The organism is Enterococcus sp. AZ015 (assembly GCF_050499225.1).
Taxonomy (GTDB): domain Bacteria; phylum Bacillota; class Bacilli; order Lactobacillales; family Enterococcaceae; genus Enterococcus_D; species Enterococcus_D entomosocium.
Genome location: NZ_JBMHEX010000001.1, coordinates 777,803 through 800,496, shown reverse-complemented (window position 1 = coordinate 800,496; position 22,694 = coordinate 777,803). Strand labels below are relative to the sequence as shown.

At 37.1% G+C, this 22,694-nt stretch carries 12 protein-coding genes; all 12 read right to left on the bottom strand.

The features are described 5' to 3' along the window. Positions 1 to 64: 64 nt before the first annotated feature. The gene (locus IGK85_RS03605; protein WP_008377205.1) at positions 65 to 409 is read right to left on the bottom strand and encodes a DUF7006 family protein; all 345 of its coding nucleotides are present in this window, start codon (positions 407 to 409) and stop codon (positions 65 to 67) included. Between the two features lie 588 nt (positions 410 to 997). Beyond that, positions 998 to 3,232 (bottom strand): glucosaminidase domain-containing protein, encoded by a 2,235-nt coding sequence (locus IGK85_RS03600; RefSeq protein ID WP_016613757.1) that lies wholly within the window; start codon positions 3,230 to 3,232, stop codon positions 998 to 1,000. A gap of 169 nt (positions 3,233 to 3,401) precedes the next feature. After that, positions 3,402 to 4,919: a hypothetical protein gene (locus tag IGK85_RS03595; RefSeq protein WP_008377200.1), complete on the bottom strand. Its 1,518-nt coding sequence runs from the start codon at positions 4,917 to 4,919 to the stop codon at positions 3,402 to 3,404. Next, positions 4,912 to 5,730, bottom strand: coding sequence for a hypothetical protein (locus tag IGK85_RS03590; RefSeq protein WP_016613756.1), 819 nt, complete (start codon positions 5,728 to 5,730; stop codon positions 4,912 to 4,914). The genes IGK85_RS03595 and IGK85_RS03590 overlap by 8 nt, the downstream gene beginning before the upstream one ends. 66 nt (positions 5,731 to 5,796) lie before the next feature. Next, entirely contained in the window at positions 5,797 to 6,522 is a 726-nt protein-coding gene (locus IGK85_RS03585; RefSeq protein WP_008377194.1) for a class A sortase, read from the bottom strand. Positions 6,523 to 6,632: 110 nt separating this feature from the next. Next, on the bottom strand, positions 6,633 to 11,144 hold the full coding sequence (locus IGK85_RS03580; RefSeq protein ID WP_429972137.1) for an LPXTG cell wall anchor domain-containing protein: 4,512 nt from the start codon (positions 11,142 to 11,144) through the stop codon (positions 6,633 to 6,635). 89 nt (positions 11,145 to 11,233) lie between these two features. Continuing rightward, complete coding sequence (locus IGK85_RS03575; RefSeq protein WP_035006471.1) at positions 11,234 to 12,958, bottom strand: hypothetical protein; 1,725 nt, start codon at positions 12,956 to 12,958, stop codon at positions 11,234 to 11,236. Positions 12,959 to 14,112: 1,154 nt separating this feature from the next. Then, positions 14,113 to 15,603: a helix-turn-helix domain-containing protein gene (locus IGK85_RS03570; RefSeq protein WP_035006469.1), complete on the bottom strand. Its 1,491-nt coding sequence runs from the start codon at positions 15,601 to 15,603 to the stop codon at positions 14,113 to 14,115. A gap of 532 nt (positions 15,604 to 16,135) precedes the next feature. Continuing rightward, positions 16,136 to 19,369, bottom strand: coding sequence for a lectin-like domain-containing protein (locus tag IGK85_RS03565; protein ID WP_008377180.1), 3,234 nt, complete (start codon positions 19,367 to 19,369; stop codon positions 16,136 to 16,138). Further along, positions 19,362 to 20,441: a DUF916 and DUF3324 domain-containing protein gene (locus IGK85_RS03560; protein ID WP_035006526.1), complete on the bottom strand. Its 1,080-nt coding sequence runs from the start codon at positions 20,439 to 20,441 to the stop codon at positions 19,362 to 19,364. Before IGK85_RS03560 ends, IGK85_RS03565 begins: the two co-directional genes overlap by 8 nt. An 80-nt stretch (positions 20,442 to 20,521) precedes the next feature. Continuing rightward, a complete protein-coding gene (locus tag IGK85_RS03555; RefSeq protein ID WP_005237417.1) occupies positions 20,522 to 21,343 on the bottom strand; it encodes a WxL domain-containing protein in 822 nt (273 codons plus the stop codon). Continuing rightward, a complete protein-coding gene (locus tag IGK85_RS03550) occupies positions 21,340 to 21,690 on the bottom strand; it encodes a hypothetical protein (protein WP_005237418.1) in 351 nt (116 codons plus the stop codon). The genes IGK85_RS03555 and IGK85_RS03550 overlap by 4 nt, the downstream gene beginning before the upstream one ends. Positions 21,691 to 22,694 lie beyond the last annotated feature (1,004 nt).

Below are 22,694 nucleotides of genomic sequence, written 5' to 3'. Positions count from 1 at the left end.
TCAGAATCAGTATAAAGGATTTCCATCAGACAACTTCGATTTTTTGCAAAAAAACAAAATACATTTATGCGACGTTAAATACTAAAGAATATCTCGTTTCCATACTTAAATCATACCCACATAGTTCTTTAAAATAGCTTTGATAGTCATTTTCAATGATACGGATAATTTCTTCGCTTGGTAGTTCTTCAAATTTAATCAATTCAACTAATAGGTTTAATTTTGCATCAATTCCCAAAATTCTTGGCAGCACACTCCAAAAATTTTCTTTTGAGATTTCATCAGTTAGTTGGTTTAAACGCCGCAATAAATCAATTAAATAGTCTTTCAAATCTTTTTCTTTTCTTGATGCATTCCCAAATTCTTTTTGATAATAGCTACTATATTCTTCTTTCATTGTGAATAGCATGATTCATAAGGTCCTCTCTATGTGATTATTTCTTTCTAATGCGTACCAAAAAATAGTGAACATTTTTTTGGAAGCTAATAAAATACATGCCTCTCGATAAAGTAGTTTAATAGGTGAGATAATGTATGAATGATACTCTTGAAACCTCTTCTTAAAAAAATTTCCAGATGTAATTTATGAAGAAGCGACAATAGCCAATAAAAATCTCCTTCATTATGGGAGTCACTCTTGATCAACAAAAAACGATCAAGATGTAAAAGTGATTTTAAACATGCTATTAACGTCGGATTCATTGAATCCCCCTTGAATCCGAACGAGTTGGAAAGAGAAGATCCCCCAAAGAATACTGATAACCGCCAGTCTACTATTAAACATTTTACTTTTATTTTACATCACTGCCGATACCACTAAGCATTCATTTTGAGCAACTGACGTTCTTCTTTTAATACTTGTAAGACTTTTGATGTTAAGGTTCTATCGAGCATTTTCTCTTCCTGCTTTACTACCTTCATTTCCTTATTGACTCTTTTAGTTACACCTTTCCATAATAAGATTCATTCATCTTTTACTTGCCTCTTTTATTATTACTTATTTCGGTGTGATATATTGAACCAACGAGGAACGAGCTAGATCATTGCCAATCACTCGGTAAGAAATCGTTGTACCACCATAAACGTTTGCTTCGGAAATTAAAATACCATTCGGTCCAACCGCTTCTACAAATGCGACATGACCATACCTGGGATCCGACCCCGCTGTCCCGTGGCTGAAAGAAATCAAGGTCCCGGCTTTTGGGGTTCGACTAACTTGATAACCTAATCTAAGACCAGTAGTTCCCCAATCTCCCCCATTTCCCATGTAATCATCTACACGACCACCTAATTGTGCGACTCGATTAAATGCATACCAAGTACACTGACCTACAGGATAAGAACCAGAAGTATTATAATCTTTCCCATTATAAGCTGGGAAAGTCATTAACTCCCGATATTCATTTGGAACTTCTTCCAATCCTTTAATGAAGACACCACTTTGTTGTGATTGATCCTCATCGTATTGGGTCAACTCGTAAACAGCAATCAAAGAATTCAATTTCTGATTATAGCTAGTGTCTGTTGCATAGGTTCCGGTTAAAGCATCAGTTGCACGCAAATAGTTTTTTGCTTCTGAGCGCCAGACTGATTTATAAAAAGATGAATCGTGGGAAACGCCTCCGCGGATCAATGCAATATAATCTGTTAACGATTCATCGTAACTTGGATAAACACGAAAAGCATCTTGAATTTCAATCATTTCGCCATTTCCTAAATCCTCTTTGGTAGTCATCACTACTGCACCTTCTCGATAACTTCCTTTAATACCGAAAAGGTTATAATAGGGTGCCTTTGATAAAAGACTACTACCGTTGCCACTTTCTAAAATAGCTTGCGCAATCAAGACTGAAGCAAAGACGTCATACTCTTGCCCTAGTTTCCGAGCTTTTTCACTAATTTGTTTGATAAATTCATGTGTAGCAGTATTAAATTGGAAATCAAGTTGTGCTGGATAATTTTTCACCAACTCTTTACCTACTTCAGTTAACTCTGGTGATTGCGCACGTTTAATCAATAATGAAATGTTTTCTTCATCCCATTCTTCTTGATCGACCTGTTGATAGGACAGCTTCTCAAGATAAACCACTGAAGTCGCTGATTGATTTAAATCAACGTCTTCATTCACTTCATCTTCTTGAGATTCTTGTTCCAATGTTTCTGACATTTCTTGTGTACCAATTGTCCCATAATAATCGTTTCCTAGCCAAATTCCCAATAATTGATTCCCTTCCGCAGTTTCCTTATAGAGAATATCACCAGGCTGTAATGAATTATAGGTTGATTCTTTCATATCAAGATTTTCTAGATTTGTCGCCAGTACTTCGTTATAAAGTTCTTTCAGCCAAGTATCGACTTCTTTACTCTCTAAGTCATCTGCGCCAACCTGTCGAATTGTTTGATACACCAACGCAGCTTGCCAGGAGTGGTCAAAGCTAGCTAATAACGGTAATGTGAAACTCCCTAACGTTGATTCAGCCACTTCACTACTTCTAAATGCATCTGGAAGTTGATTCTCTGCACTATTGAGTAAACCTTCAAAAATAGTATCAATCTCTTGATCTGTAGCAGGTGGTCGAGTCACCGGAGCACTCGGTGGAAATGGATTAGCTCCTGAATCAGAACTTTGATCCTCTTGATTTGTTGAGGAAGTTGGTGCATCGGGCTGCACTGGTGCCTCAGAAGAAGGTGGTACTGTTTGTTCAGCTTCTGGTACTTCAGACGGAATCGTTTCTTCTATTGGGATATCTGGTTGCTGCGATTCTTCAGGTTTGTCTGACTCTTGTTCTTCAGTGTTTTCTTCCCCCAACTCTTCATCTTCCCAATGAGACTCTTCTGGAAAGTCGGTACTTTCATCGGAAGATTCACTTGACTCTTCTATTATTGGAACATAACCACTAGACAATTCGGTTTTGGAGCTGGTACTCATTGCTATATTCGATGTTACATTAGACGCTTGTCGCATACTCGAAACTAACTCTATGTTGGGTTCTTGCAAATCAACATTCGATTGCTTCCTTTCCTTTGAGAAGGTGGATTGGCTTGCGTCTTCTGATTTATCAGAAAGATGATCAGTTAAATTGCTTGCCAACAAAGTTGGTGTGGTAAAACTTTGTGCTGCTAATACACCTAGGCTGATTAGTGTGATACCTATCTTCTTATTTTTCATCTTAATACCTCCTCGCGCTTCATTCTCTCTTTCATTGTTTCTTGCTTTCCTATTTCTATTCAAATAAACGCTTTTTTTAAAATGTTAGATTATTACACAAAAATTTATCTATATTAAATATTCTTTGTTCTTAGTATTTTGCAACAGTTGACCATAAATGACCGATATCCGATAAAAATGGTATGATTATCTTGTTTCTGTTGACTGTTGCAAGAATGCTCTTTCACAAAAATTATTTGTATTCTTCAAAGTCATTAAATTGTAATTTATTATGTGCTAGCTGTTTTACTTTAAATTGCAAATCTTCAAAAAGATTTGTCACTTCGTCTTTTGTTTCATCTACGTCGAATAGAATCTCTTTTGCTCTCTCATGAATAGAACTAACACGTACTTCTGCTAATCGAATCATTTTATTGGCTTCTAACTGTGCTTCTTCGACAGTTCTTTTAGCTTTTCGTTTTGCGAATGCTAATACTTCACCAATTTCCTCTTCGAACTCTTCTTTCTCTTTTTGCAACTTCTCTTTTTCTTTTGTTAATTTACTCAACTCTTTTTTTAATTCTTGAACTTCTTGAATTTCTTCAAGTTCTGTCTCTAGTTCCTGAAGGTCCTGGATTGCTTTTGGAATATCTTTTTTTGTAATAACTAATTCTGCTATTTCTTTCTCAGAAAGCTTATCTTTCAAAGTATCAATCTCATGTTGTTTTTCTTCTAATTTTTCTTCATAGCTTTCTTCAACTTTGTTGATGGTTGCCTTTAACTGCTCTTTCTCGACCTGCCATTCATCATATCTTTTTTGTGTATCAGCAATAACATTGGTTAATTGGCTTTTTAGTTGTTCAATTCGATAATCTTCCGTATTTTCTTTTTCTAATTCTTCACTATTTAAATGATTAGGGCCGTATTGCTCTAATGATTGTGTTAATTCAATTACTTTTTGTGTTGCTTTATTTAGTTCGTGTGTAAGATATTGGTTATCCTTCTTACTAGTTTCGAATTTATTTTTTAACTCCTGATACGCTTCTTTTATTTCTGAATTTTTATTTTGATTTTCAATCTCTTCTAATTTTGTTCTTAACTCTAGGTTTTGTGTATTCAATTCACTTTCAACCATATTTTTTTGACTAACCATTTCTTCTAACTTAGTTGAAAGTTCATTTTTTTCATTTATTGCTTTTTGAAGTTCCTTTTCAGTCGTTTCCTTGACTTCAATAGCCAATCGTAATTGTTCCTTCAAATTACTTCCGTCTTTAGTCTCTTTGTTCTTTGATTCCAAGTCATTTTCAATTTTTTCTTTTTGGCTTGTAATCTCTTTTACTTTAGTTGAAAGTTCGTTTCTCTCTTTTAATGATTTTTGTAATTCCTTTTCAGTCGTTTCGTTTACTTCAAGAGCTAGTCGTAATTGTTCCTTTAAATTATTTCGATCTTCGGTAATCTTTTTTAAATTATTCTCCTGCTGCTTCTGGATTTCTTTTATTGCGCTAAGATCATTATTTATTCTTTGATGGTTTTTCTTACTCATCTCTAGTTCTTGAAGCAAATTGTTCTTCTCAGCTACTAATGTATTGACCTTTTTTTCAAGTTGTTCAGTTCGCTCTTGTTTCTTATTGTTATTCTCCTGAGAGTGCTCTTTGACTAATTTATCGCTTTCTAACTCAGACTCAGTGTCATATAGATCAATAGACTCAACATTTACTTCTTGAATTTCATCTAATAATTTTTTGTAAAAACTTTTTTCTTTCTTAGCCATTCGTTATTACTTCTCCTTTTTGCTCTACTTTTTCTTTGACTTCAGTCTTATTTTCATTTTCTTGCTCCACACTATCATCGCCCTTTTCAAGCAATTCTAGTTCACCAGAATCTGTCCTTAAAAATACTTCATCAGAAATCATAGTTTCTGTATCGCTATCAAAAATTTGAATGTTTGCCTGATTTAAAAAACTTATGTCTTGAACTTCGCTTAAATAAACTTCGATATTTTCCTGTATCTTTGGTAGATCTTGTTGATTATTTACTTCAATATAGATTGACAAAATTAAGTATTGTAAAGGTACATTATTAGTGATGATTGACACAGTACGACCAAAATAGGGCGTAAGATCCCTGCCTATTTTTTCTTCATAAACAAAACGCTCTTCTGGCGTTATCTGTGCAAGGAGATCTTTCCAATCAATCTCAGAAAGACCAATACCTTCTTCCGGATAGCTATAGATTGATAGTTCCAAAAATTTTTCTTGTGCTTTTGATAATTCATCTACTTGTTTTTCTAGTTTCGTTAATTCTCCCGAAACATTTTCTACATACTTCTTATCTTTCATTTGTAATGTTCCTAATGTAATTAGGCTAAGGAGCATTGTGGCAGTCACACCTAAAATAATCCAGATATTTACACTTTGCTGTATTTGCTTAAAAACTATTAATTTTTTTTTTAGCAGCAAATCATTTCCAATTGCTAATTCTGTTTTCTTTAATTGTCGCTCTTTAAAAATCCTCCATGAGATGAGTATTAATAAGGCTATGCTCACGAGAAGCACAGATAAATAGATATACAATTTTTTCACCCTATCTTAATTGAGTTTTTTGGTACACAGTCTGTTCCATTGGAAAAGTAAGTATTAATTTAATTTTTAAGTAGATTCAAAAAAATCATTATGATATTCCACTGTCTCTATCAATTCTCCTTGAATTACTAGTCTTCTTGTTCCTCTGGCATCATCACATGTCACAAGAGTAATCATCTTCCGATCGGGGATATCTTCAATTAAATACGTACTTTCTGGGTTTACGATTTCTTTAAAAGAAACACTGTAGATATAAACTTGTTCCAAGTCTGTTATGTAAATCAAATCATTGATTTCCACATGCTCTAAAGGCCTAAATAATAAGCTTCTACTTTCACTTCTATGACTTGCAAGACTATAGTTTCCCTCTCCCATAACTTGGTCTTGTTTCATAGTTCCTGCTCCAAAACTTAATGTAAAATCTGTTACTCCAAAAAAAATAGGTAAATCAATACCTACACTTGGAATTAAAATTGCGCCCATCGTCCTATCCTTAGCTACTGTTTCGTTATTTTCATCTAGCTGTAATCTGACAATCGAAGACAAACTTGTCAATGAGATTGACTCAAAATCAAAACTGTTTTCCTCACTGGGCTCATTTTCTAATTCTGTTAATTTTTCATGATTTTCCTTCACTTGTTCCTTTGTCATATTTTCGATGGAAAACTGTTTTACATTCATATTAATGATTTGATTCTTTAGAGGAATACTAAAAATAGCTATTGCCCCAAAAATTATTAAAAATACTATGAGTATATTGGATATATACTTCTTCAGCGTGTCTTTAGCCATACACATTGACCTCTAAACTATTAATCCTTAAAATTGTTGATAGAACACGAAGTGTGTGTTCTATCAACAATCCAATTTTTATTTCTTTCTATTTTTATTTCTTTCTATTTTTATTTCTTTTTCTTTTTCTTTCTATTCCACAATCCAAGTCCAGCACCTACAGATGCTAAACCACCAACAACTGAGGCTGCAATCGAGGAAGAACCTGTTTGTGGTAATTTGCTACCCGGTTTCTTATTGCCAGAGCCTGAATCTGCATCCGCATCTGAATCGGAATCTGAATCGGAATCCGCATCCGCATCGGCGTCGGCATCCGCATCGGAATCGGAATCGGAATCGGAATCGGAATCGGAATCGGAATCGGAATCGGAATCGGAATCTGCGTCGGAATCCGCATCTGAATCAGCGTCGGCATCGGCATCCGCATCGGAATCGGAATCGGAATCTGCGTCGGAATCCGCATCCGCATCAGCATCGGAATCGGAATCCGCATCCGCATCTGCATCCGCATCGGAATCGGCATCAGCATCTGAATCGGAATCGGAATCGGAATCTGCATCTGCATCAGCATCTGAATCTGCGTCGGCATCCGCATCCGCATCTGCATCCGCATCTGCATCCGCATCGGAATCGGAATCCGCATCTGAATCGGCATCTGAATCGGAATCCGCATCCGCATCTGAATCGGAATCGGAATCCGCATCTGAATCGGAATCGGCGTCGGCATCCGCATCCGCATCGGAATCCGCATCTGAATCGGAATCGGCGTCGGCATCCGCATCTGCATCCGCATCGGAATCTGAATCTGCGTCGGAATCTGCATCCGCATCTGAATCGGAATCGGAATCTGCATCCGCATCTGAATCGGAATCTGCGTCGGCATCGGAATCTGAATCTGCATCAGCATCGGAATCAGCGTCGGCATCTGCATCCGCATCGGAATCGGCGTCGGCATCTGCGTCGGCATCTGCATCGGAATCTGCATCCGCATCTGAATCGGAATCGGCGTCGGCATCTGCATCCGCATCTGAATCTGAATCTGAATCGGAATCTGCATCTGAATCTGCATCTGAATCTGAATCGGAATCCGCGTCTGAATCGGAATCTGAATCGGAATCTGCATCTGAATCTGAATCCGCGTCGGAATCGGAATCTGCATCTGAATCTGAATCCGCGTCGGAATCGGAATCTGCATCTGCATCCGCATCTGAATCTGAATCGGAATCTGCATCTGCATCAGCATCGGAATCTGCGTCGGCATCGGAATCAGAATCAGAATCGGAATCTGAATCGGAATCTGAATCGGAATCGGCGTCGGCATCTGCATCTGAATCTGAATCAGCGTCGGCATCCGCATCAGCATCAGCATCGGCATCCGCGTCGGAATCTGAATCGGAATCAGCATCCGCATCAGCATCGGAATCGGAATCTGCGTCGGCATCGGCATCAGCATCGGCATCGGCATCAGCATCGGAATCTGCGTCGGCATCGGAATCGGAATCTGAATCGGAATCAGCATCAGCATCTGAATCGGAATCCGCGTCGGAATCTGAATCTGAATCGGCGTCGGCATCCGCATCTGAATCGGAATCTGCATCCGCATCTGAATCTGCATCTGCATCGGCATCGGCATCAGCATCGGAATCTGAATCTGCGTCGGCATCAGCATCGGAATCGGAATCGGAATCTGCATCGGAATCTGCATCTGAATCTGCATCCGCATCTGAATCGGAATCTGCGTCGGCATCAGCATCAGCATCCGCATCTGAATCAGCATCCGCATCTGAATCTGAATCCGCGTCTGAATCGGAATCGGAATCGGAATCCGCATCGGAATCAGCGTCGGCATCAGCATCAGCATCGGCGTCGGCATCGGAATCGGCGTCGGCATCCGCATCCGCATCGGAATCGGAATCGGAATCCGCATCGGAATCTGAATCAGAATCGGAATCCGCATCGGCATCGGCATCCGCATCGGCATCCGCATCAGCATCCGCATCCGCATCTGAATCGGAATCAGAATCTGAATCAGAATCCGCGTCGGCATCGGAATCGGAATCGGCATCAGCATCCGCATCGGAATCGGAATCTGCATCCGCATCGGAATCTGAATCAGAATCGGAATCCGCATCGGCATCGGCATCCGCATCGGCATCCGCATCAGCATCCGCATCCGCATCTGAATCGGAATCAGAATCTGAATCAGAATCCGCGTCGGCATCTGAATCAGAATCTGCATCTGCGTCAGCATCTGAATCGGAATCTGCATCCGCATCGGAATCTGAATCAGAATCCGCATCTGAATCGGAATCAGAATCCGCATCGGCATCAGCATCAGCATCTGCGTCGGCATCGGCATCCGCATCCGCATCCGCATCTGAATCCGCATCAGCATCTGAATCGGAATCAGAATCTGCGTCAGCATCTGAATCGGAATCTGCATCAGCATCTGCGTCAGCATCTGAATCGGAATCAGAATCCGCATCGGAATCGGAATCAGAATCCGCATCGGCATCTGCATCAGCATCTGAATCCGCATCAGCGTCGGCGTCTGAATCAGAATCTGCGTCCGCATCTGAATCGGAATCCGCATCTGAGTCAGTATCAATAGGTTCTTGTATAATTACAGCAACCATATCAGACTGTTTATCATCACGATTTTCCTGATGTCCGTTTACAACAATACTTACTTCATCACCAAGATTGAGCTCAGCATCTAGTGGAATTTCAAATTCACCGCTAGCATTGATTGGTACATTCTTCTCTACAAGTTCACCATTAATATAAACGTCAAGTGAATACGTTCTACCAAATGTATCATCTTGGTCATGACTTCCTGTTATTACATTGTCACCAACATAGATATCATTTAGTTTCGGCTGATTGACTACCCAGTTATTGTAGCCAGTCGTATCATCGACATTTACTGTTGTCTCAACTGACTTAGTTCTTATCTGACTCGGATTAGAAACATCCGGTTGTTGTCCGACAACTCTAACTGTTACTTCATCGCCATAAGAAAGATCTAGATTTAATTCATTTACATCATATGCGAATACATAACTTCTACTTGTTACTGGAATATCTTCTTCAGTATTAACGAGACGGCCATTCACCAGAAGCTCTAAGTTATAGCTTCTCTCGTACGCTCTACTCTGAAGTGGAACACTTCCACTAATCAATTGATCGTCTTCTTTTAATGGATCAATTCTTGCAGCTTGAACTTCCCATTGATCATAGTCATCGATATTTTCAACAATCATCGTAGTTGTTGAGCTTACTTTATCTTCATGCCCATCTTGTTTTCCAATGACATATGCTTCAACAACTGCACCCTCAGTCAACGGAACCGGTACCCCATCCACAATCCACATTGAAGAGAATTCGAAGTCATTCGAGATATTTTCTCTTCTTAGGACTTCCTGACCTTCAATAGTCAATACTAAATCATACGTTCTTCCTGCTTGACGATTTTGTGGTGAGTTTAACCCAGTAACTAAATACTCACCTGTGTACGCTTGATGAACAGTTGGATTACTTACTTCCCAATCTTCATATTCTACAATGTCTGTTCCTGTGCTGTGGTAAGTAATACCAGAATATTTTGTATGCCTTTTTCCATTACGCAATACGTATTGGTGAACTCCTTTTACTCTTGCAGTAACGACATCACCATCTCGTAGAAAACTACCGAAATCGTATTCCCAATTACCCTCTTCATCCATAAAGGCTGTATCTCTCGGTACACCATTGACTAATAATTCTACAGAATAATCGGTATCATGTTCATTAACGAGATCTTGCTTCCCATTTCCATAAAAGTTCTGATCGTCAGAAGTTAGTAATGTAGTCGTCTCTACTGGGTTCTCTATCCAAGTGTTATAAATTCCCTCAGAAGAAAGTTCCCCGGATATTGTTCCACTACCTCCAATAACAATCCAGTCTGCACTGCTGGTTACGCTCCGAACAGAGTAACTATCCTTCCTAATTATCATATTGTCTCTCGGATTATCTTCTCGCCATCTTGCCAGATCAATTTTTAAATCAATAGAGATATCAACACTGGATAGCTGTATAGTATAATTATTCGTATAATAACGAATAGCATGCTCATCTGGATCGTAGTACATCGTCTCGCTTCTAAAGAAACTGTCTTGTTCCCAAATTTTTTTAATATCCTCAGTATTACTTCCCAGACCTACAAAGCCAGGACGTGTAACAGTGCCAGAAATGTAATCTTTATAATTTGGCGTTAAAAAAAACTGATCTGCCAAATCCGGATCTAAATAAATCGTTTGCTTAAATTGAGCAATAAAACCAATATTTAGCCATGAGTTTGACTCTCCAGATGTAGCTATGTGAATCCCTTCCTCATCCGCAGATAATTTATCAAACTTATCTGTGAAGCCAAAGTTAATCCCGATGTGAGGCGTAACCTCTTCATAGCCTCCTGTGCTATCTGTAACGTTTACAGACTCGGCATTTACTTTTGTTTCAGCTACAAACAAGCCGCTTGTAATTACACCAGCAATCATAGCATTGTAAATTAGCTTATTTTTAGCATTTTTTTTCTTAATATTTTTCCTATTCAAAGACTGAACGTGATCAAATTGATTTTTCATTTTTTCCTCCCTTTTAGTAATTAATAAGATTTCTATTAATTGCTAAGTTCACATTCAAAATAAATATAAACTTAGCAATTAAGTGAACCTCAATTGCTTTTGAGATAATTCTTATAATTGATTAGTCCACTTAAAAAGTGCTCTGCATCATCTATTCTCATTCTAAAATTATCGTGTCTTGCAAAAAAACCACCAGCAATGATATTTGGCTTTGCCATATACATAGCAACCTCCGGATAAAATACCCCTACGTTCATTTCATGCAACGCTCGCTTATCCATAGTTGGTTTTATATCCTTCACTTTAGGAAACTTCTCTAACAAATGTGAATATTGTTCACTTGTATCTAAGTGATCAACAAATTTAGCAGCCGCGACTAAAAGTTCTAGCATGGTAGGATAAGCAGTGTCTCGTTTGTTGATAAAATTCAAATTTTCTGTAGCATTTCGAATACCAAACTCATAATATTCCTCTTTAGGTAATAAAGCTGATAGCTCATTAACGGCATAGCTTATCCAATGGTCATGGTATTTATAATATTTTTTTTCTACTAATTTTTTCAAAATTGATTCCGCTAATGTTAAAGTGGTATCATCTGGAATTTGCTTATACGCTCTAGCGAGACCGAATAGTACTTCGCCATCGTAATAAACTGTTCGGAAAGCCTCTTTTACTTCTAACTTTTCGTTTAGAACGTGAATTGTATCTCCATCTTGAATAAAATATTCTTTGATCATTTTCACCGTATTGATAAGAATTTCTTCATACTGTAAATCACCAGTTATTTCTTGATACTTTGAAAATGCTAACAGCACCATCGCATTGCTTCCAAGTTTGTATTCAAAGACGTCGATTCTTCGATCGATAATATCTTTGAAAAGCAGATGCCCTTCAATATTAGTCGTTAGGTTTTGGATCCCCCAGTCAAGCCCACTCTTAATTTTCGGAAGATCTTCTTCATAGGTTTCTAAGTCTTCGACTGCTTCTAACCACGCATACAAAGTGGAAAAATGTCTTACCGTATTGTAGTTGATAAGCGTTTTATTAAACTGAGGAAAATAGCCATATATGAATTTTCCTGAATCTAGTATTTGATCGCTTAAATATTTGCGTCCATCTTTAATCACTCTTTCTAAATCAGAAACAATATTTTTTTTCAAATGCTGTCTCACATTGATCCCTGGTCCACGATACTGAAGCTCATAGAGTTTCGAGCCTTCACTCACCATTATTCCTCTCGTTCTAAAAATGGTGATAGCCTTGAGGGGATCGGGTAAAATAATAGGTTTCTTATATTTTCGAAAAAGATATTTGCTCAGATTTACATGGTTGAAAGATAAATTTGGTTTATTTTTCCCAATTTTATGCTCTCTATCCGGTTGGAAAATCATGTTCCCATTAATTTCTTCTTCCAGCAAAGAAATACGTAATTCCTCATCAAAAGCTATACCATATCGAAAATAATTGTTTCTTGGTGTTTCTTTTAGCATTTCGTCAAATTTTTGATAAGCAATTTTCTTTGAGTAGATGACAACATCAAATTTGAGATACTTGACCATACTCAAATTATTTCTTTCAAAAAATCTTTGAACCTTAATCCATGTTCTATCAAAATCCTTCGAGCAGAAAGATTTTACTTCTGCCCTACTTTGACCAGTTGACCACGAAATGTAGATGACCGTTTGACCTTGCATATTGCTTTTTTCATAATAGCTACTAAGTTTTGCTTTAATTTGAACTAACTTTGAGTGCTTTAACATTGAACAACTCTCCAATTTAATCAGTTTGACCGGTTTTTGAGATAAATCTTTCATTCATTGCGTTGAACTCTTACCCATTGCTATGATTTCAATGAATGAACAGGACTGTTTATACATGTAGTGAGATAGCTAACTATTTGATGTACTCATCCCCCTTTCTCTTTTCCTTGAACCATTTTTCTTAAGAAGCATCATTGAAAATTAAGTAGTTCCTTCGAAAGCTAAGACGACATGCGACGTTCTTTTCTATAGATCCTAAAATTTTATTACTTACCTGCTTCGCTTTTATAAAATATAAAAGGATGTTTACCGCAAATAGTGAATATTTCCACGATCGAAAACAATGAATTTGATCGCTAATTAAAAGTATTGAAATTACGCATCCTCATTACACATATAAGGTTACACAGGGTAGTGAAGAAATTAAAATCTAAATTTTCATAGCATATTGCACTTTTCAGAAACGCAGATAAAAAGATAATTTTTTTAGCGTTAATATAACAAATAATAACCATTTGTCTTTTTTGAAAACTTCGCTAAAAATTGGAATAAGAAGAAAGCCCATTATGGTTCGATAACGTTTCCATCTATATAATCTTTTGTTAATTTTAATAAAAAGAAAGAATATTTCGCTTTGTATCGGTATATAAGCTTAATATAAATTAGCCATCTAAATATTCATTATGTAAACTTATTACTATATAATTTGCCTACTTTTATTTAAAACTTCCTAATACGATTCATGTAATAAGAGAAACATCCCTTCCATATATAACAAATGAACCCTCCAAATATTTCAACTCAATCAATGAGGCAAACCAAAAAAATACGTAGAAAAGAACTCACGTCCTTTTCTACGCAATCGTAACTGCTACTCGCTAGCTAATATTTTTTATGTTCTCACTTTATCAGTAACGAATTCCATTTTGACCATCTCATCGATTAATCGGTAATTATTATGAGATTTAATGAGCATGACTCATCATTAATTTCCCTCTTGAATCCCCATAGAAACATCACAATACCTTAATATGACGAGTTGTAAAATAATCATAGTGCACACAAAAAGTATGATGAATTCCAATCTTTCGATTTGTGTACAATTTTGCTTTTTGTACTTAATCTTTGAATAAGTAAAATCATCAACCCTAGTAAGTATTTTAATAAGATTATCTATCTTCATTTTCAAAACGTATTTTTTAATCAAGTTAACTTGTCACTAAAGTATTTAACCTCTGCATTAGTTGATCCCAATCTTTCTGATTTGGAATTGTATTGATAAGGAGATAATCTTTCTCCAATTCATAATCAAAAATATATGGTCGGTAATTCGTGACTATTAAATCTGTTTTATTAGATTTTAAGCGCTCCTCTGTTAACTCTGGTAAGGATAAAAAATTTAGCTGATAGCTTTCGCCTAACAAACGTTGTGCTTGAAGACGAATACTTTGAACCACCATTGAATCACCCTCCAATAAAAATAAAATATTTTGACGAGGTTGATGAGAATGAATTAAAAGTTCACTAAACAAAGTAAATCCAACAGCTAATTCTTCAAGTGCTGTAGCAGATAATTTTAATGCCTCCTGATGTTTTTTCAAGAACGCCACGTTCTTTTCATAGGATGGTTGTTGCATGGCAATATGTTTCACTTCTATTTGCTGTTTATTCCATATTGGCCAAAGGGCGTTGCTTAATTGCCATGCAACAAAATAAGACTTCGTAAAGGTTATTAACAAAGGACGATCCCATTGACTAAAGGATTCATTTGAAAAGTAATCAGTGACTATTTCAGTAGTTTGAGGCCATTGATCAAATCGCAGCAAAAAACACTGCTCGTATACCAAGCAACTTGTAGTACGTTTTGACACAATCATTAAATAGAGCCAGACTAACTCTTCTTTCGGCAGGAGAATTCCGTATTCTCTATCAATGATCGGGATCAGTGACTCGAATAACTGGAAATCTTCATCCTGATAAACGAGTCTCTTAGCCCATTCGGGAACCTTAATCAACTGTTCTTGTTTTACTCTTACCATTGTCAAGTAAAGTAATGAATAGAAGGCAGCAATTGAAATTCCTGTTCCTATTTTATAAGTTTTCAGCTCTACTGAAAGTTCTTTTAAAATGATTGCGTGTAGGTCATCTGGAGGACGAACAGTCTGAGGTGCTTGTTCGCCTCCATAATAAAAGTCAAAGAAAAATTTTCTTATGTTTGACTCCTCTCCAATAAATTTTACAGGTTTAAAGCTTAGACTAAGACCGTATTCTTCCAATGTTGGTTGTGTCTTTTTTAAAAAACGTCTTAGGGTAGTTTCTGCATAATTGTACTGATGTGCGAGTTCATCGAGGTCAGCAAAATCACCATAAAAAATTCTTTCCAATATTTCATAAAGTGCATCTTGATCTAACAGTTCTTCTTTTTTCTCTTGGTACATCAGACGATTGATTTCAACAAAACGAAATCCAGTATTATTTGAATAAATAGCAACACTATCACCAAAGTGTTCTTTTATTAAATGAATATCTTTGACTAGTGTACGTTGAGAGATTGCCAATCTATCTGCTAGCGTAATAGTTGTAAAAGTCTCTTCTTGTTCTATAATAGTTAAAATTCGCATCCATCTTCTGATCATAGGACTTGTAATAAAAGCAATTTGAAGTTCACGCATCATATTCCTCGCTTTATTTGTAATCATTTTCTATCTTTCCATCTACTAACTAGTACTTAAATAGATTGCTAATACTCGCTTTAGTATCGCTTTGTTCATAAGTATCATTCGCTCTATTAGCATTCATTTAGTTCTTTTAGAACCTAGGAACTCTGGTATGTTTTAAGAAATTTCTATCACTTGAACAATGGATCCCTATCCAACACTGATCATTTTAGAAACATACCTTGATTGTAGACTTCACCACAAAGAGACCTGTTAAGCGATCAGAAAAGTATCGTAAGCCTTCAACTAAACAAAGAAAGACACCTATATTAATATCTGTCAGAATAATTTATGTGCGCCCATAAAAAAGGGAGGAATCATTGATTTATCATTATTGAATGACGTGTAGATGATCTGTCAAAATGCACGTATAGGCTATTCTGATTCTCGATTTAATACTTGTCCAAACTTAAACGAACGGTAGCATGGATAGTAGCTATCAACTCCATCGCAGACCTTTTCACTTGATATTTTCCTATATAAGCCAAAGAAACAAACTTTTTCACGAGAGACATCAATTAGATGGTACCGAACTTAACTCCCAGGTTAATGTCGTTTTATAACTTGCAGCATCAGGATTGGCACCCTTAGGAACCTCTAAAATCACACTTCGACCAGCACTTTCAAAATCACCAAATCGATAAATCCATGTTCCCGTCCCTTCAGCTCCTTGAGCTTTTAAAACCGTGCGTTTAGCTCCACCAGGAATAAGTGTGATAGGTGTCGTCTGCTGCAAGCCAGGTTCGATGCCATCTTGTACTGAAACTAATTGTTGATTCTGGAATATAAAGCTTGCCCCTGTTAACTCCGATCCTGTTTCAGCGCTATAGAATTGCTCGTTTTGACTCACAGAGAGCTCCCATCCCCCACGAGTATTTGATGGACGGCGATCGCTGACTTGAACGTAATTTGGTCGAATCTCCTCTTCAATGAACATTCCATCAACTGATAATAATCTTTGTGGCTTAGCGTAATATCTTTTGTCTTGTGCGGAAATTGCAAAGGAGCCAAAATAAAAATTGGATGCAAAATCAATACTGAACAATCCCTGGTTTTCAGGCAGAGATGGGGGATTTTCAGGATTTACTTCTTTATCTGGAGCTAGTGGATCTAACGGAGAAACACGATCATTTTCTTTTATATAAACGAATCTGATCCATTTGGGAGAGTCTCTTTGAATTTTTAAAGTAAGAGATTGCACATCTTCTAAGATTTCCTCATCATTTTGAATATATAAGAGTTCATATCCTTCAAAATATTCTGCAGAAAATTCTTTGTGTTGATTCACGGGAATTTCAACGGTTTCTTCTTTAAAAACAATCGTTCCTGGCTCGGCGACGTGCATCACTTTGACTTCATTTTTTGCTCTAGTAAAGTAATAAACAATTGTCTTTTCTTCATCTGAAAATGTGTAATATCCTTTGTCGTCAATCAGCGAAGAGGAGTCTTCACTAATTCCTACAAAATCATAGCCATTAAGAAATGGTTCATCACTTTCTTTACTTTTAGGATCGATGAAAGTGGAGTCACCCAACTTGCCCGTAAAGGATTCCCCAGACAAAATATTCTCCTGTGTATCAATATCTTTGTATTCAACGTTGACCGATCCCTCTCCAACAATATATTTAAAGTAATCTACCTCTATCTGTTGTAGATTACTCTGAGCGCCTGTTGCTGCTGAAATAATAAAAGACAAAGCAGTAACATTTCCACTAGATAGCCATTCACTGACATCATGGTGCCAAACCTGACCATTATACTCAATTGACAAAATCGAATCATACTCTCCGGGATTATAGGTCATTTTAAACTCTCTAAATAAATTATTATTATTCCTTAAGATCGCCTTTGCTGCTGAACTATCGTTATTGTTACTTACATGGCTAGTCAACATTCCATCGTCTCTGGTATAGATGAATGACCCATGTGGATTGTGGGTAACCAAAGGCCAAACACCAGTGGATCGAAACTCGTCTAAATCTGCAGTGGCAGATCCCGAATCCACACGATTGTGATAAGTATCTAATTTAAATCCCCAAGCGTTTTGCAGTCCTGCTATGCCCATCCCTTGTCCAGACTGACCTAACGTATCAAGTTCAGATTGATGGAAGCCAAAACCTATTCCATCACCGCCATCACTTCCGCTCAAAGAACTACCCGATGCTCCTTGTCCTCCGTTTCCATTCCCAATATTGACACGGCCTTTAAACTCAAAGGGATGGATATTACTCAATTTTTCTTTAAGTAAAATACTACCGTTTTGATTGCTCCTATCCTCGGTTAGTGTGACGATTCCAGTCTGGTCATTATAAATTGCCGAACCGCTCAAATGAAAATGGTCCAAAAAATTGGTCCGATCCCCTTCAATAAAATCATATTCCGTAGCTGCTGCCACATACTCAAAGCGATCAAGACGAATTTGATGGAGGTTGACTGACCCACCTGTCGCAGCAGAAATGATAAAAGATAAGTCTTCTGTGTCTATCCACTGAGAAACATCAACTCGCCATACTCTTCCTTCATAGCTAATACTGAGTATTTTGTTGTCGACACCGGGATTGTAAACTAACGAGAAATTTCGAAAAGAGTTATTACTGGGATTTGTTGTGACTCGAGGAGGCGCTTCATTCCCTTGATAGTTTCGCAGGATGCCTGAGTTTGAGTCTGTATAAACAAATGCACCAAATGCAGAGTTTGAAGTTCCATCTATTGACGAGGGGTCCGCTTCAGTTAGCGCTGTTGCGCTACTGTTTCTATACGTATCAATTTTAAAGCCAAAAGAAGAAGCCAATCCTGCAAGCCCCATCCCCTGACCTGTTTCACCTACAGCATCTAAGTCATCCGCATGAAAACCAAAGCCGACCCCATCGCCACCTCTACTCGAACCTAAACCCGTATTACTGAGACGTCCAGTATTAATCGAGCCAGTGACTCGCATAGGATAACCAGAGAGCATTTTTTCTTTTAGAGTTATGGCACCGGCTTGATTGGTTACTTCTTCCGTGAGTGTCACTTGACCAAAACCGTCATTCTTTGCGTTGCCAATAAAATGAAAATAGTCTTGCAGATTGTTCACATCTACGATAACTTTTCTGTTCTCGTTTAATGGTGTGCCTTCAAAAACTTCATTGAATAACTCAAGATGTTCACTGTATGCTTCATAATCAATACCCGTTTCTACACTTTCTTGTCCAGCAATTCCATCTTCATCAGGAAAAATACCCTTGTTTTCCTCTGACTCTGTGTCCCTAGCCTCATTTGTAGGTTGCTCTTCTTCTATTTCAAGAACAAGTATTTTTTCTAATACAGATACTTGATATTTCCCTGGAACTTCGAAAAACAAAGGAATGTCAAATGTATCTTGAGGACGAACGGATTCAATTAGCCACCGACCTAATTGTGCTTCTTGTTTTATAGAAATACCCTCTGGTAATTTTTCTTCAACAATCTGTGCCTCTTCTGGCAAAGTAATAGGAACAGATAGATACTCACTGTTTGAAAAAATCTTTACGATTATCGGTTCTGATACTTTTCCTTTAAGATAAGTATCAGAAAAATGAAAGGTTTCATCCTTTAATTCGTCCGCTTCTGTTTGCTCCACGATAGAAGGAAATTCATTAGTTTCAGATACATCATCAAAATCAGTAAGCGTTTCTGCAAAAGCCATGTTCAATGGTACAGAGAATGATTGTGCAATCATTTTGAAAGCGATAATATAAATTACCGCTTTCCTAAATAATTTACTCATCCGATCTCACACCTCCTGACTTTCTTTTAAGCTTTTTCTTATAGAGTTCGTAAACGATCATCCCCAATAACGCAAAAAATAAAACAAGTGATCCTATCATCCACCAGTTTGTGCTTGCGTCAATCGTGACATCTGTACGGTTATAACTTCGCGCTTTTTCAGAATCAATCGTAAATTTTTGTTCCCAGGACCACGTCTCCCCTTTAGAAGTTGCTGTCAGTTTCAAAAGATAATTGCCAGCTTCAAAACGATCGCCTCCCAAAGGAATTGGAAAATGAAAGTGGGAATTAGGTGCCATCTGCATTTGCTCGTCACTTGCCTCATAAAGAATTTCTGTTTCACCTTCGCGCTGAACACTCGCTTTAATGGCTAGTCGATTCACAAAGGTTGGCGTCACATTTTGAATCGTCGCGCTAATTACATTGCGAAAGTTCAATTGATTTGGGAAAACATCTAAGAGTTCTAAATCTGGTTCTACAGAATCTCGAGTATTGCTGACCACAACTCCTATGACATAAGCAAATTCATTTTTTACTGCAACCCCCTCTTGCTCACTAACCGTTTCTTCTGTCTCTTCCTTCACTTCACTAATACGCAGCCCACCAGCTAGAAATCCATCAAAGGAAGCGTCTGGCATTTGAAGTGATAAGTTCACTGTTTTTGTTTCATTTCCACTGAGCTCGACCACATCTGGTGATTCAATCAATTCGTCAAGAGAATATAGTAATGTTGGGTCCGGTTCTTCTGCCTTTTTGCCATACTCCACGAAACCATGCACATTGGTATAAGCAGTATGAGGGGTGATTCGCACTCGAATGGTTTCTTCACTCCCGTTATGAAGCTTTAAGGACAATTTCTCTTTTGAACCTGGTGCTAGATTCAGATCAAAGTAACTATTTGTACTGTCTACTTGGCTAGCAGGTAATTCCGGTACAACATGAAAATTCAGGCTACTTTCTTCGGCTTGGACCAATGCTGGAAACAAGAAAATCGAAAGAAGAAAAAAAACCTTATATTTAAGGAACAAATGCTGTAAATAAGTAGATATATGAGTATGGTTCAAATGAATCATCCTTTCTAAAAAAAACAACGCTACACATTCATGCAACGCTGTAGAGAATTTTTCATAAAGTTTTCTGGTGCCTGCTCTTACTAAATATTATTTTCTTCATCACCAACATCGCCATTAGGAGTCGTTGTCAAATCCCATAACAGTGTTGCCTTATACGTGGTCGCATCTTTAGCAGTAGAACCCGGAACATGCAATTTGATGGCACCATTTTCTACAACATCATTTTTAGAATCAAAATCTTCTGAGGAAAATTGATTTGTCAGTTCTTCTTGATTTCCCCAGACAACTGAAGAAACCCCGGCGCCTTGACCTTTTATCGCTCTCATCACTGAACGAGCAGCCCCGTTTGTGAGTAGTTCTAAATTATCTTCATGAGCGCTAGGTGAATTTAAATTATTGCTTCCCTCGTACCTAATCTCAGAACCAACAAACTCTATCCAAGCACCCGTCAAAATATTGTTTTGTGTTTGTGACTCAAAATTACTTAAACTAACTTCTAGATCCCAACCGGCATTTGTTCCTCGTAGATCATGAACCTGAGCAAAACTGACATAAGGTACTTTATTATCGTCACCCGTTGTTCCAGATTTTTGCTGCATTTCTGCAACCATGTTATATTCTCTATCTTGATTAGATATTACTTGTGTACCGAAATTCATCGTTGCTACTTTCATGATGGATAATTCTCCAGTGGTCCCAGGAATTTCGGGTTCAATCTCCACATCTGGATTTGGTACTGGATTCACCACCTCTAACTCTCCATCCTCTTCACCCGCCGGACGAAACTCAACTTGTCCATTCGAGGTTACATCTCGAACCTCTTGTGAATAAGCTTTGGTCGCACTTCCAGCTAAAATAGTGGTAGATAATACGGCAATTGACGCTAAACGAATAAATTTCATATTTCATTCCTACTTTCTTTTAATTCATATATGTTTTTCAATGCTTTCCCCCACCAACAAACGACAATGATAAGTAAACTTAATCCAATCGATTTCCACCAAGTGTTTGTGATCATATTTGTTTGTGGAAAAGTTTTTTCCAAACTTGAACTACCATCTGAAGGTGGCTTGACAACGTGAACTGGCGGCTTAGGTTCTGGCGCGCCAATGGGTTCGTATGTACCAGTGAAACTAATCATGCCTTCAGTCTTCACTTCTTGAGTTTGTGTACCATAAACAATAGTTGGAAAATGGATGAAAACTACTATGCAAAAGACCAACATTCCCTCACCTATTTTTGATTTCATTCACCACCCTCCTTTAGTGAAAATTAGCCATCAATTTAGATGACTCATTGTATTTTTCTTTTATAAAAGCTGAATCACTTCTAACAGATATTTTTGAAAAATAAATCTTTTAGTCTACCTTTTAAAATTAGTGATTCAACTTTTCGAAAAAAAAACGGTGCGTTCTGTTTGCTTCTTGCATCTAATAGATTACAAGTGGGTAAGAAAAAATCAAAATCGAAATTTTCATAGCGCCATGCATTTTTGAGAAAAATAACAATTATTTATAACCCGTATATTCATTTATTATTTCTTGCATACTAAGTCCCCCCCAGAGAAAACAATTGTTTTTTAATAAAAAAATAGTAAAAATCATTTTTAAAATGACACCAAATTCGCAAAAATACCGTGCAAAAAAAAACAAAAAAAGCAGCTTTTAAAAATTTTAGGTCTTGCTTTTTTTAAGTTGTTGCTTTCCTATGTCATTCCCTTGATATAGCTAGGCTATTCATATCAATACCGGGTATTTCTTCTAGTTATTAAAAATCAGTAGATAAGAAAAAAAACTTTCTTGCTAAAATAACAGGCCATAAATAGAGGGAACTTCCATCATAAACTCATCTCTTTTTCAATATTTGCATAACACGAAGTAAATATCGAATGGCAATTTTGTATCTTCTTTACTACTATATTTTAAGAAGAAAGGGTGATTAAATGAGGGTCGAAAAAGTAAAATTGACTGCTTTTATTTATAAAATGAGCTGTCTGGAATATTCATATTCTTTGATTAAAAGCGGGTATTCCCCTATCAAATTAACCACAGAAGAAGAGAATGAAATTGAATCTATCATCAATACTCGATTACATCGATCCTTGCTATCAGCCAATCGAAGACGATTTAAATTCAGCAAAGTGAAACTTTCAAGAAAAGGAAAATCAGCTTATCAAAAACTAAAAAAGTTTGAGTATCTGATTGATCTTTAGCAAACATTAATACATTCCTATGATTAGACGGATAAAAATGT